Source organism: Kosakonia sp. SOY2 (assembly GCF_027109175.1).
GTDB lineage: Bacteria > Pseudomonadota > Gammaproteobacteria > Enterobacterales > Enterobacteriaceae > Kosakonia.
The window spans coordinates 535,028-546,996 of sequence record NZ_JAPVXH010000002.1 but is presented as its reverse complement, the minus strand read 5'-3'; the positions used below and the strand labels follow the sequence as shown (position 1 = coordinate 546,996).

Here is an 11,969-nt window from a genome sequence, read left to right as displayed (position 1 = left end):
AACTGACCGCCGCAATAATAACAACAGTGAGGTTTAACGATGGTAACGATACTGGATGTCGCCAGGCTGGCCGGCGTCTCCAAAGCGACAGTATCGCGCGCGCTAAACGGCAAAGTTTTTGTCCGTGAGGAAGTGAAAGCCCGCATTATGCAGGCGATTGCCGAAACGGGTTATCGCCCCAATCAGCTGGCGCGCAATCTTGCCAACAATAAAACCAACTCTGTCGGGCTGGTCATCACCAACGGGCTGTATAACGGCCCGTTTTTCTCCAGCATGATTTACCACGCGGCGACCAACAGCGAGCAGCACGGCCGCCAACTGGTGCTGGCGGACGGAAAACACAGCGCGCAGGAAGAGCGCGACGCCATCGACCTGCTGCTGTCGCTGCGCTGTGAAGCGATCATGATCTACCCCAAATACCTGTCGGTCACCGAACTCGATGAGATCATCGAACGCAACCCGACGCCAATCGTGGTGATCAACCGGGAACTTACCCGCCACCGCAACCAGTGCGTGTTTGTCGATCACCAGCAAAGCTGTGAAACAATGATGGAATACCTGTTAGCACAGGGGCATACGCGCATTGCGTTTGTTGCCGGTTCCGATGCGTCCCCCACCGGCGAGAGCCGTTTAGCCGGTTATCGTAAAGCACTGCGCAACGCCGGGATCGAACCCGACCCGCAACTGCTGGTGCGCGGGAGCTGGAGTACCGACAGCGGTTACGAGGCGGGGCGTGAACTGCTGGCGCGCAATGTACCGTTTACCTGCGTGCTGGCCGGGAACGACGATATGGCCATTGGCGTGGCAAAAGCCTGTTATGAAGCGGGTTTGCGGCTGCCACAGGATGTGTCGCTGGCCGGGTTTGATGATTCGGTTATCGGCAAATATTACAACCCGTCACTGACTACCATCCATGTTCCGATGGAGGAGATGATCCGTAACGCCATCGAAATGGTTCTGATGCCAGAGGCGACTGCCATTAGCGCTCATCGGGGCGAGCTGGTGTGCCGTGAGTCGGTGAGTGCGCCTAAAACTGCCCGGTAAACCGGGCAGTTTCTGATTACGCCTGCGCGATAGCGTCGAGTTTCGCCAGCGCATCCGGCGGCAAAGTGAGTTGCGCGCTGGCGAGGTTTTCCTGCAAATGCTGCGGTGACGACGTACCAGGGATCAGCAGGATATTCGGCGAGCGCTGCAACAACCAGGCCAGCGCTACCTGCATCGGCGTGGCACCAAGCGTAGTCGCGACTTCATTCAACTCGCCTGACTGCAACGGCGTAAAGCCGCCGAGAGGGAAGAACGGCACATAGGCGATCCCCTGCGCATTCAACGAATCAATCAGCGCGTCGTCATGGCGGTTCGCCACGTTATAGAGGTTCTGCACGCAGACAATCGGCGTCATTTTCTGCGCATCCGCCACCTGTTTCGCCGTCACGTTGCTCAGACCAATATGGCGAATCAGCCCACGCTCTTTCAGCTTAATCAAAGCCTCCAGCGGCGCTTCAAGCGGCCCCTCTTCCGGCCCATGCACGCCGAACATGGCGCGCAGGTTCACCACTTCCATCACTTCAAGGCCGAGATTTCGCAGATTATCTTCAACGGCTTGCGTTAACTCTTCAGCGCTGAATGCGGGCAGCCAGTTGGCTTTATCATCACGGCGCGCGCCGACTTTGGTGACAATGCACAGATCATCCGGGTACGGATGCAGTGCCTGCTTAATCAATTTATTGGTGACATGCGGGCCATAAAAATCGCTGGTGTCGATATGGTTCACGCCTGCGGCAATCACATCGCGTAGCACCTGCAACGCTTTCGCTTCATCAGCGGGCGGCCCAAACACGCCGGGCCCCGCCAGTTGCATGGCACCATAACCCAGGCGACCAACCTGGCGATCGCCCAGACGAAAGGTAAGTGAAGGTTGAGACATGGAGTACCTCCTGTGCATTAAGTAAACAGATTGTAGGAGTATCGTTGCTGTGCAACAATCCGCTGAAATTAATACACACTGTACGGTTAACCGAACAATGAAGCTGGACTTCGCCCTGCTGAACGCCATTGTGGCGGTCGCTAACGCCGGAGGCTTTCGCGAAGCCGCACGCGTGACCGGCACCAATCCTTCCCGCCTGAGTGATGCGGTGCGCCGCGCAGAACAGCAGCTCGGCGTGCGCCTGTTTAACCGCACCACCCGCACCGTGGCGCTAACCGATGCGGGTAAAGCGCTGATGGAGCGACTGCAACCGGCGATGAGCGAAGTGGACGCGGCGCTCGATGCCATTAACCGTTACCGATCAACACCCAGCGGTACGCTGCGCCTGAACGTGCCGGTCAGCGCTGCCCGGCTGGTGTTGCCCGCCATCGTACCCGCCTTTCTGGCGCACTATCCGGACATTCAGCTGGAAATCGTGGCCGAAAGTAACGTGCAGGATGTCTTTCGCGATAGCTGTGACGCGGGCATCCGCTATGACGAATGTCTGGAGCAGGATATGGTCGCGCTGCCCATCGGCCCGCGCCGCCAGCGTTTTGTCGCCGCTGCCTCGCCCCATTACCTGCAACAACATGGCATACCGCAACATCCACGCGATCTGATTGCGCATAACTGCATTCGCGGCCGCTACGCCAGCGGCGTGATGCCAGAGTGGGAGTTCGAGCGCGATGGCGAAACATTGCGCGTTCAGGTCAATGGCACCTTAGTGGTCAGCGTCGGCGCGGCAATGGATCTGGCCGTGCAAGCCGCGATTGCCGGAAGCGGCATTATTTATCTGTTTGAAGAGTGGCTGCACTCACCGATTGAACGCGGCGAACTGACGCCGGTGCTGGAACCCTGGTGGTTGTCGTTTAACGGCCCGTACCTCTATTACAACTCCCGGCGGCTAATTCCTGCGCCTTTACAGGCGTTTATCGATTTTGTGCGCGCACAGGCAAGTTACGGATATATAACGCGATGATCAGAAGAACTGTCTACACTTTAGGAAACAGAACAGAGCGAGGATGAGCTATGATCTTTCCGGCCATGCCAGTCAATGAAATCGAGCGGCTGAAGTCGCTATATATGATGGATTTGCTTGATAAAAAGGATGATGAGCGCTTTGACCGGTTAACCCGTACGGCGAAGACCACCTTTGACGTACCGATCGCGGTCATCAGCCTGCTCGATCGCGATCGTCAGTGGTTGCTGTCACGCAGCGGTGTCGATACTCACGAAACGCCGCGCAATCTCTCCTTTTGCGCACACGCCATCCTCGAAGAGGGGACTTTCATTGTGAAAGATACTCTCGCCGATCCGCGTTTTGCCGATAACCCGTTTGTCATTGGTGAGCCCTGGGTGCGCTTTTACGCTGGCTGCCCGGTGCGCCTGCCGGACGGGGCTATTGCCGGGACGATTTGTATTATCGACACTTACCCGCGCCCGTTCTCCAGTGCGGAAATCAACACCCTGCTCGACTTCGCTGCCATCGTGGAAGATGAGTTTTTGATCCTCAGTATGGCGATGACCGACAGCCTGACCGGGATGCCAAACAGCCGTGGTTTTTACCGCACCGGCGAGAAGCGCTTTGCCTGGCTAAAAGAGCATAAAAAACCCTTCAGCCTGCTCTATTTCAGCATTGATAATCTGAAAGCCATCAATGAGTTGCTGGGCAGTAAAGAGGGCGATGAGGTGGTAAAAATCTTCGCCAGCAACCTGACAAAATGTATTAAAGAGCAGGATATCGCCGCGCGTCTGGGCGGCGGGGAGTTTGCGGTGCTGCTGGGAAATCTCGCCGTGAATGACGTGGATGCGTTTTTGTTCGATCTGCAATCGCGGATGGACGCCATCGATCATCTGTCCGGTAAGAATTACCACATCAACTATTCGCACGGCATTATCGAAAACGGCGGCAGTCGATACGCCACGCTGCGCGATATGCTGGAAGACTGCGACAAAGTGATGTACGCGGAAAAGCGTCGTCGTTAGTCGTTAAATAACTGCGCCGGACAACCGGCGCACCGTTTACAAATTGTCGAACCCGCCGTTACCTTCCCAGCCCGCCAGCCGCTGGTAGATACATTCCACCGCCGCTTTTACCGGCGGCGTCATCGGGTAGTAAAACCCGACAATATCCGGCTGAATGCCAAGAAAAATCACCTCGCCGGTATCCTCTTTCAATTGATCAATCAGATAGTTGAGCGGCATATTGTGGGTGGTCATCAGGAACATTTCGGCAATGTCATCCGGGTCCACCACGCGGATATCGCCGGGGTTGAGCCCCATATCGGTCGCATCGACAATCAGCAGCCGCGAGGGTTTCAGTTCGCGAATCGCCACCACATCGTTTTCCGGCGCGCTGCCACCATCAATCACCTGCCAGTTACCTTGCGGGTTTTCGGCGCACATTTGCGCCAGCAACGGGCCTGCGCCATCGTCGCCCATCATACTGTTGCCGACACACAGCAATACGTCAGTCACGTAATCTCCTCACCATTAAATAGATGGCGCTTTCCTGATGGATATCATGCAGCATCGACAGCAGCGCTTTACTCCAGGCGAGCTGCTGCGCATTTTGCCGGGTCTGTGCCCGATCAAAGGCGTTTGCCAGCAGCATCACGTGCGTGCTGTCGATAACAATTTCGCCGTAGCGCGGCACGCCTTCCATTTTGCGCCGCGCTTCGCTGCCTGCCTCCAGCGTGGCGATCCACGCAAGGTAATCCTCCCACGGGCAGGAGAGCGCCGTTTCCAGGCAGTCGATCACCCCCAAATGGTGGCCGATAGCCAGGCTGTAATAAACCACTTGCTGCGCCTGTGCGGGTGTAGCGTCGTTCTCGTCGATAAATTTACGCCGCAACTGGCTAAAGACCACCGATTCGCCCATCAGATTTTCGCCTCCTGCACCACCTGGTTCAGATGGCTGACTATCTCGGTCAGGCGCGGATCGTTTTCCTGCGCCAGCCAGTTCACCACTTCATGTTCGCCGACGCTTCGCAAACGCATAAAGTCATCGGCAATCTGGCGGCCGTAGCGGTAACCCGCCAGCCGACGCGCGGTGCGATCCACTTTCACGCGCAGGGGCTGCACCATCGCCGGGTGCAAAATCTCGGCCGGCTGGTCGTCCTGCTCACCAGGCAGACGAGCATGGATTTTCTGCTCCAGCAAGCCCAGCGCCATGGCGAAACCATACAATGTGGCCGCGGGCGTTGGCGGGCAGCCGGGAATATAGACATCCACCGGCACAATCTTGTCGGTGCCGCCCCACACGCAGTACAGGTCGTGGAAGATACCACCGCTGTTGCCGCACGCGCCGTAGGAGATACAGATTTTGGGATCCGGCGCAGATTGCCAGGCCCGCAGCGCAGGTGAGCGCATGGCGCGGGTTACCGCGCCGGTGAACAGCAGAATGTCGGCATGGCGCGGTGACGGAACCACTTTGATACCGAAGCGTTCTGCGTCAAACAGCGGTGAAAGTGTGGCAAAAATCTCGATTTCGCAGCCGTTGCAACCGCCGCAATCTACGCGGTAGACATAGGCGGATCGTTTGATCTTATTCAGCAGCGAGGCTTTCATGCTGGCGATGGACTCCTCCACCGTCATCGGTACCGGAATACCGTCCGCATCGCGCGGACCTAACAGCTGGCTCATTAGCTGGCCTCTCTCATATGGCGGGTCAATTCAATCCGGTCGGACGGCACCAGACACTTCTGGCGCTTACACTCCGGGCAGGTTTCAAAACTTTCACGGTGCAGCTCTGCCCGGCTATCGCCGTTATGCGCCAGCAGCGCGATGGCGTAGTCGATCTCTTTCTGCACCGCGAATGGTCGGGCGCATTCGCGGCACTGGCACAGTTCAAAGCGCGACTGTTGCAGGAAATCCGCTTTGTTCCACACCGCCAGCTCATACTCCTGCGAAAGCGTGATAGCCGCCGTCGGGCACACTTCTTCGCAACGGGCGCAGAAAATGCAGCGCCCCAGGTTGAACTGCCACGCCAGCTCACCGGTGGCCAGATCGGTCTCCACCGACAGCGCATTCGACGGGCAGGCATTGACGCACGCCGCACAGCCAATGCACTGCTGCGGGTTGTGCTGCGGTTTGCCGCGAAAGTTTTTGTCGACCGGCACTGGCGACAGCGGGTAATCGCTGGTTGCCGCGCCGGTTTTGATCACTTTTTTGATAAAGGTAAACATCGCTACCGTTCTCCCCTCACGATTTCAACGGCGAGTTCTTACGCTCAACCCCGTAACGCTCCAGCTCTTTGTAAGCCACGACCTTGCTTTTCTTCTTACGCACATCCACCACCGTCATGCGGTCGGTGCATGAATAGCAGGGGTCGAGGCTGCCAATGATCAGCGGGGCGTCAGAAACCGTGTTGCCGCGCAGCATATAGCGCAGCGTCGGCCAGTTGGCGTATGTCGCCGCACGGCAGCGCCAGCGGTAAAGTTTCTGGTTATCACCGGTCATGCTCCAGTGGATGTCATCCCCGCGCGGCGCTTCAGAGAAACCGAGCGCGAAGCGGTGCGGAATGTAGGTAAAGCCTTCCACCATCAGCGGACCGCCTGGCAGGTTGTCGAGACCGTAATCGATCATATTGAGCGCGGTCAGCACTTCATTGATGCGTACTTTCAGGCGTGAAATTACATCGCAGCCCTGTTCGGTGTGCACAGTCATCGGCAGCAGGCCGTAACCGACAAACGGGTGATCGGCGCGGGTATCGCGAGCGTGTCCGCTGGCGCGTACCATCGGGCCGACGTTACTGAAATCGCGGGCGATTTGCGGGTCAAGGCGGCCAATGCCGACGGTGCGCTGCTCAATGTTTGGCGTGCTCATCAGCACATCGACCAGTTCAGTCACATCACGACGCATCTGCTGCGCTAACTGGCGAGTCTGGATCATGTCCTCTTTCAACATGTCGCGACGGATACCGCCAATCAGGTTCAGACCGTAGGTTTTACGCGCCCCGGTGAGGATTTCCGCCATTTTCATGGAGGCTTCGCGCACGCGGAAAAACTGCATAAACCCGGAATCAAAGCCGACAAAGTGACAGGCCAGACCGAGGTTGAGCAAGTGCGAGTGCAGGCGTTCCACTTCGAGCAAAATGGCGCGGATCATCTGCGCGCGTTCCGGCACCACAATGCCCATCGCGTTTTCAACCGAAGTGGTATAGGCCGTGCTGTGGGCAAAGCCGCAGATACCGCAGACGCGATCGGAAAGAAAAGTGACTTCGTTGTAACCCATGCGGGTTTCCGCCAGCTTCTCCATGCCACGATGGACGTAAAACATGCGGTAGTCGGCATCGACAATATTCTCGCCGTCTACAAACAGGCGGAAATGCCCCGGTTCGTCGGAAGTCACATGCAGCGGGCCAATCGGCACCACATTGTTTTTCTTATCGCCCAGCTCGTTAATGAACTCGTAGGTTTCCGCATCAGTGGTCGGCGCAGGACGCTGACGATAGTCCATGCTGTCTTTACGCAGCGGGTAGAGTTCATCCGGCCAGTCATCCGGCAGCACCAGGCGGCGCTCATCCGGCAGACCCACCGGGATCAGGCCGTACATATCGCGCACTTCGCGCTCGCCCCATACCGCTGCCGGCACGCGCGGCGTTACCGACGGGTATTCCGCTTTCAGCGCGTCCACTTCTACACGCACCGTGATCCAGCACTTCACGCCCTGCTCCATCGACAGCACGTAATAAACGGCGAAATGGCCGTTCAGCTTGCGTTCGTCATTGCCAAACAACACCGAAAGCCAGCCGCCCTGCTGGTAGTAAAGGTACTCCACGACTTCCGGCAGGTAGTTCACTTTGACGGTGACCGTTATCTGGTCTTTGGTCTGCCACGCTTCATCCAGCACCACCCCGGGAAATTTCTCGTGCAGGGCAGCAAGATAGTGTTGACCGATTTTTTCTTCAGACATGCTCAAACTCTCTTAATACGTCGCCAGCAAGGAGACGAAGGCTAAAAAGGCGACGCCGAAACCGGCCCAGGTTACGCGCGATGTGGCAACAAAACGCAGACGCGCCATGCTGTTCTCAAACAGGGCGATAATCAGCACGCCAGCGACCAGTTTCACCACGGCGATCGCCAGCGCCAGCAGCAAACCGGCGGCGCTAAAAGTGGTCATTTGCCCCCAGGGCAGAAACACGCCAACAAACAGTTGCAGCACCACCAGTTGTTTCAGGCTGATGCCCCACTTCAGCACCGCGAAACCGCTGCCGCTGTACTCAGACAGCGGCCCTTCCTGCAACTCCTGCTCCGCTTCCGCGAGATCAAACGGCAGTTTGCCCATTTCGATAAAGGTGGCGAACGCGCAGGCGCAGAGCGCCAGGAACAGAGGAATGCTGCGAGAGAGCGGCCAGTGATACACGGTATTGGTGATGTGGCTGATGTGCGTGGAACCGGCGACCAGCGCCGCTACCCACAGACCAAGCAGCAAAATCGGCTCGACCAGCACGCCGAGCATCGCTTCGCGGCTCGCACCAAGGCCGGTAAATGGGCTGCCGGTATCAAGCCCGGCGATGGCAAAGAAAAAGCGGGCAATAGCGAACAGGTAAATCAGGGTGATCAGATCGCCAAGTTCCGGTAGCGGCGAGGCAACCGTCACCACCGGTAACGCGGTCGCGACGGTCAGCATGACGCCCACCATCACAAACGGCGTCAGGCGAAATACCCAGCCAGACGCCGCCGGAGCAATACTTTGCCGCCCCAGCAGTTTCAGCAGATCGCGGTATTCCTGCAGCACGCCCGGCCCGCGCCGGTTGTGCAAACGCGCACGCGCCACGCGGCTGATGCCGGAAAGCAGCGGCGCTGCGGCAAACAACACCAGCGCCTGTAGTAAAGCAAACAGAAAACTCATCATCAGGCTCCTCGTGAAATCACCACTACCACCAGCACCGCCAGCTCAATCAGCGCCAGCCGACGAAACAGCACCGGCGCGCTATCACCGTGCCAGCCGGGAACAGGAAGCCGGGGCTCCAGCCATTTCCGCAGTTTCAGCACCGGGGCAAAAGCCGCTTTCACCGGCATGGCGAAACCATGCGCGGTAATCACCATTGATCCTTCGTGATCGTAACCGCACACCCAGGCGCTACCGCGGCGGCGTGCGGGCAGGCGATCGCCTTTAAACAGCATCATCAGCAGTAACGGCAGTAGCGGCGTGGCAATCAGCAACAGCGCGATCATCGGCTGCGACACCACGGTGTTTGCCGTTTGCAGCGGCAACGGTACAGCGGCAAACAGGCGCGGCATCAGCCACGGCGCGGCAACACCGCCGATAACGCAGCAAATGGCCAGCGCGGCGACCACACCAGTCATTAACCAGGGAATGGAGCGCGGGTTTTCCGCCTGAGCGCTACGCGGCGCGCCAAGAAAAGTGACGCCATAAACTTTCGCCATGCACATCACCGCCAGCGCGCCGGTAATCGCCAGACCAACCGCCAGCAGCGGCCCCAGCAGTTGCAGCAGGAAATGACCACTGGCGCTTAAACCAAAGAAGGATTGATAAATCACCCACTCACCGGCAAAACCGTTGAGCGGCGGCAACGCCGCCATCGCCATCAGCCCGACCAGCATTGCCAGCGAGATAACCGGCATCTTTTTACCGATACCGCCGAGTTTTTCGATATCGCGATAACCGGTGCCAAACCACAGCGTGCCCGCACCGAGGAACAGCGTGCTTTTAAACAGGCTATGGTTAAAAAGGTGATACAGGCCGCCGGTCAGCCCCAGCGCCAGCAGCACAGGTTGTTGCAGCGCAAGGCCGGTGACGCCAGCGCCAAGGCCGAGCAGAATAATGCCGATGTTCTCCAGCGTGTGGTACGCCAGCAGGCGCTGGATGTTGTGTTCCATCAGTGCATACAGCCCGCCAATAAAGGCGGTAATAATGCCAAATACCAGCAGCGCAATGCCCCACCACAGCGGCGGTTGGCCGCCGAGCAGCGAAAGGCTCAAAATGCCGAACAAGCCGATTTTCATCACCACCGTGGAAAACAGTGCCGCCGCCGGTGCGGGTGCAGTGGCGTGCGCCTGCGGCACCCAGGCATGCAGCGGAATAATCCCGGCAAGCAGGCCAAAACCGATCACGCCGAGCAGCCAGATGTCACTACCGATCGCATGCGTACCGAGCAGTGCAAAATCCAGCGTCTGGTAACGCTGCCACAGCAGCCAGCAGGCCACCGCCAGCAGAACCGTACCGCAACGGCCCATGACAAACCACAGCTTGCCGGATTTGCTACAGCCGGTCAGAAATACCGCGCTCAACGCCATAATTTCCGCCATGATCACCAGCGCGCCGAAGTTTGCCGCGCTCACCGCGCACAGCGCGGCGACCAGCAGTAAGTTCATCAGCAGCCCGTTGGCTTTCACCGCTTCATGGCGATGCCAGTCAATGGAAAACAGGCTAACAAAACCGCCGCAAACGCCGAGCGTGATCAGCCATACGGCGCTGAGCGGCGTGACCAGGACGTGATATTCAATCAACGGCAGCGTGCCGCTCACGGTGACAGCGTCTGTTAATGCCATCACGCCGCAGGCCGCCGCCATTGCACAACCGATAGCGCCACCAAGCCCGGAAAAGAGTCCGCTTAACGCTTTGAACGGCATAAACAGATAGGCCAGCATGGCTGCGCAGGTAAGTACTGCGACAGCAGCGCTTAACAAAGAGAGGATAGTCATTTCGCGCTCCGGTTTAGCTGCGTATACAGCGATAAATCGCCGTAATCCGTGTTGAGGGTTTGCTCGCGTTTGCGACGGCTGGCTCTGGCGATATCCCGGTTATTGACCAGATGCAGTGCTTTGGTCGGGCACATCCGCACACAGGCCGGGCCTTCGGCATCGAAGTGGCAGAGATCGCACTTCACCGCAATTGCCCGCACGCCGGGCACCCAATCCAGCAACGTGCTGACACGCGCCGGCGCAGGCGGCGCAGCGGGCGCTTTGGGCGAGTTAACATTGGCGGGAATATCCAGCGGGCGGCTACCGGAAAACTCAATCGCGCCGAAAGGACACGCAATCGCGCACAGCTTGCAGCTGACGCACAGGCTTTCATTTAACTGCACCGCGCCATCAACGCGGTTGATCGCGTTCACCGGACAAACGCCCGCACAGGGCGCGTCTTCACAGTGGTGGCACTGCTGCGGCGCGGACTCTTTTTCGCTGCGCATCACACGCAGCCGCGGCATCGCCTGCAGGCCATGCGCACGGTGCGTTTCGGCGCAGGCAGCCTCGCAGGTATGGCACCCAATACATAACGCCGAATCGGCAATTACAAAACGGTTCACCAGCAAATCCTCAGGTGATTCACCCTGGTTACGGGCGGTCATTTATGACGAAACGTGTCGTGCTATGTGTCACTTCGACACATGTCGACACCCAAACTCAGGCCAGCGCAGGCGCGTGCGCGTGGCTGACAAGCGTGGTGAGATTGACCGGCGTATCCGCTTCCATTGCGGCATACAGGTTGTCGTAAACGGCGGCGATTTTGCCGAGATAATGCTCCAGCACTTTTTCACGATCGCGCACGCTGAACGCGCCATCGACCTTGCCATCGCTGGAGAGCTGCGCTTTGGCAATCACGCGTCGCTCGTCGCTCTCTTTATTGGCAATCGCATATTCAATGGTGTGACCGTTAAAGCCGCCGGTCAGGGTGATATAAACCGTGAAGTGTTCGAACAGCACAAAGCAGAGTTGCTGTTCCGGCGCACAGCCGATAGCGTGATGCAACCGCGCTCTGGAGAGCGTAACGCCCTGAACTAACGCGTTACAGTAGCTACGCCACTCTTCCTGCAGGCGGTGATGCCGCCCGGCAATGTAATCTGCCTTTTCGCTAATTTCCCAAATCGTCATGTCTGCTTACCCGGTTAATGAAAAACAACGGCGGTAAAGCATCATCCATGCCAAAATTTAATATATTGATTTAAAAAGAAATAAAAACAAAACGCTCACCCTTTCGACGTGTCATCTCGACATTGTCGACATCGTCACCGTGTCAAAACGCGGAATGGCACTCT

At 57.9% G+C, this 11,969-nt stretch carries 13 protein-coding genes; 3 read left to right on the top strand and 10 right to left on the bottom strand.

Going from position 1 to position 11,969, the window contains the following annotated elements:
• Window positions 1–39: 39 nt before the first annotated feature.
• Window positions 40–1,044 carry a LacI family DNA-binding transcriptional regulator gene (locus O3S68_RS15515; protein ID WP_269231871.1) on the top strand — a complete coding sequence of 335 codons (1,005 nt, stop codon included), beginning with the start codon at window positions 40–42 and terminating at the stop codon, window positions 1,042–1,044.
• A 16-nt stretch (window positions 1,045–1,060) separates the two neighbouring features.
• Here the strand turns inward: O3S68_RS15515 and O3S68_RS15510 are convergent, their stop codons facing one another.
• On the bottom strand, window positions 1,061–1,924 hold the full coding sequence (locus O3S68_RS15510) for an aldo/keto reductase family oxidoreductase (RefSeq protein WP_020454957.1): 864 nt from the start codon (window positions 1,922–1,924) through the stop codon (window positions 1,061–1,063).
• Window positions 1,925–2,021: 97 nt separating this feature from the next.
• Between O3S68_RS15510 and O3S68_RS15505 the strand changes: the two genes are divergently transcribed.
• On the top strand, window positions 2,022–2,942 hold the full coding sequence (locus O3S68_RS15505; RefSeq protein WP_020454958.1) for a LysR family transcriptional regulator: 921 nt from the start codon (window positions 2,022–2,024) through the stop codon (window positions 2,940–2,942).
• A gap of 50 nt (window positions 2,943–2,992) precedes the next feature.
• Complete coding sequence (locus O3S68_RS15500; RefSeq protein WP_020454959.1) at window positions 2,993–3,949, top strand: sensor domain-containing diguanylate cyclase; 957 nt, start codon at window positions 2,993–2,995, stop codon at window positions 3,947–3,949.
• 36 nt (window positions 3,950–3,985) lie between these two features.
• Here O3S68_RS15500 and hycI read toward each other — a convergent pair whose 3' ends face one another.
• From hycI to hycA, 9 genes are all read right to left on the bottom strand, one after another.
• Entirely contained in the window at window positions 3,986–4,441 is a 456-nt protein-coding gene (gene hycI / locus O3S68_RS15495; RefSeq protein ID WP_249880902.1) for a hydrogenase maturation peptidase HycI, read from the bottom strand.
• Window positions 4,434–4,844, bottom strand: coding sequence for a formate hydrogenlyase maturation HycH family protein (locus tag O3S68_RS15490; RefSeq protein WP_020454961.1), 411 nt, complete (start codon window positions 4,842–4,844; stop codon window positions 4,434–4,436). The genes hycI and O3S68_RS15490 overlap by 8 nt, the downstream gene beginning before the upstream one ends.
• Window positions 4,844–5,608, bottom strand: coding sequence for an NADH-quinone oxidoreductase subunit B family protein (locus O3S68_RS15485; protein WP_020454962.1), 765 nt, complete (start codon window positions 5,606–5,608; stop codon window positions 4,844–4,846). Before O3S68_RS15485 ends, O3S68_RS15490 begins: the two co-directional genes overlap by 1 nt.
• Window positions 5,608–6,150, bottom strand: a complete 543-nt coding sequence (locus O3S68_RS15480; RefSeq protein ID WP_269231870.1) for a formate hydrogenlyase complex iron-sulfur subunit — start codon at window positions 6,148–6,150, stop codon at window positions 5,608–5,610. The genes O3S68_RS15485 and O3S68_RS15480 overlap by 1 nt, the downstream gene beginning before the upstream one ends.
• Window positions 6,151–6,166: 16 nt before the next feature.
• The gene (gene hycE / locus O3S68_RS15475; RefSeq protein WP_020454964.1) at window positions 6,167–7,879 is read right to left on the bottom strand and encodes a formate hydrogenlyase subunit HycE; all 1,713 of its coding nucleotides are present in this window, start codon (window positions 7,877–7,879) and stop codon (window positions 6,167–6,169) included.
• A gap of 12 nt (window positions 7,880–7,891) precedes the next feature.
• On the bottom strand, window positions 7,892–8,818 hold the full coding sequence (locus O3S68_RS15470; RefSeq protein WP_045511026.1) for a respiratory chain complex I subunit 1 family protein: 927 nt from the start codon (window positions 8,816–8,818) through the stop codon (window positions 7,892–7,894).
• 2 nt (window positions 8,819–8,820) lie between these two features.
• The gene (gene hycC, locus O3S68_RS15465; RefSeq protein WP_269231869.1) at window positions 8,821–10,635 is read right to left on the bottom strand and encodes a formate hydrogenlyase subunit 3; all 1,815 of its coding nucleotides are present in this window, start codon (window positions 10,633–10,635) and stop codon (window positions 8,821–8,823) included.
• Window positions 10,632–11,240: a 4Fe-4S dicluster domain-containing protein gene (locus O3S68_RS15460; protein ID WP_086873867.1), complete on the bottom strand. Its 609-nt coding sequence runs from the start codon at window positions 11,238–11,240 to the stop codon at window positions 10,632–10,634. Before O3S68_RS15460 ends, hycC begins: the two co-directional genes overlap by 4 nt.
• Window positions 11,241–11,337: 97 nt before the next feature.
• Window positions 11,338–11,805, bottom strand: coding sequence for a formate hydrogenlyase regulator HycA (gene hycA / locus O3S68_RS15455; RefSeq protein ID WP_020454968.1), 468 nt, complete (start codon window positions 11,803–11,805; stop codon window positions 11,338–11,340).
• Window positions 11,806–11,969: the final 164 nt, after the last annotated feature.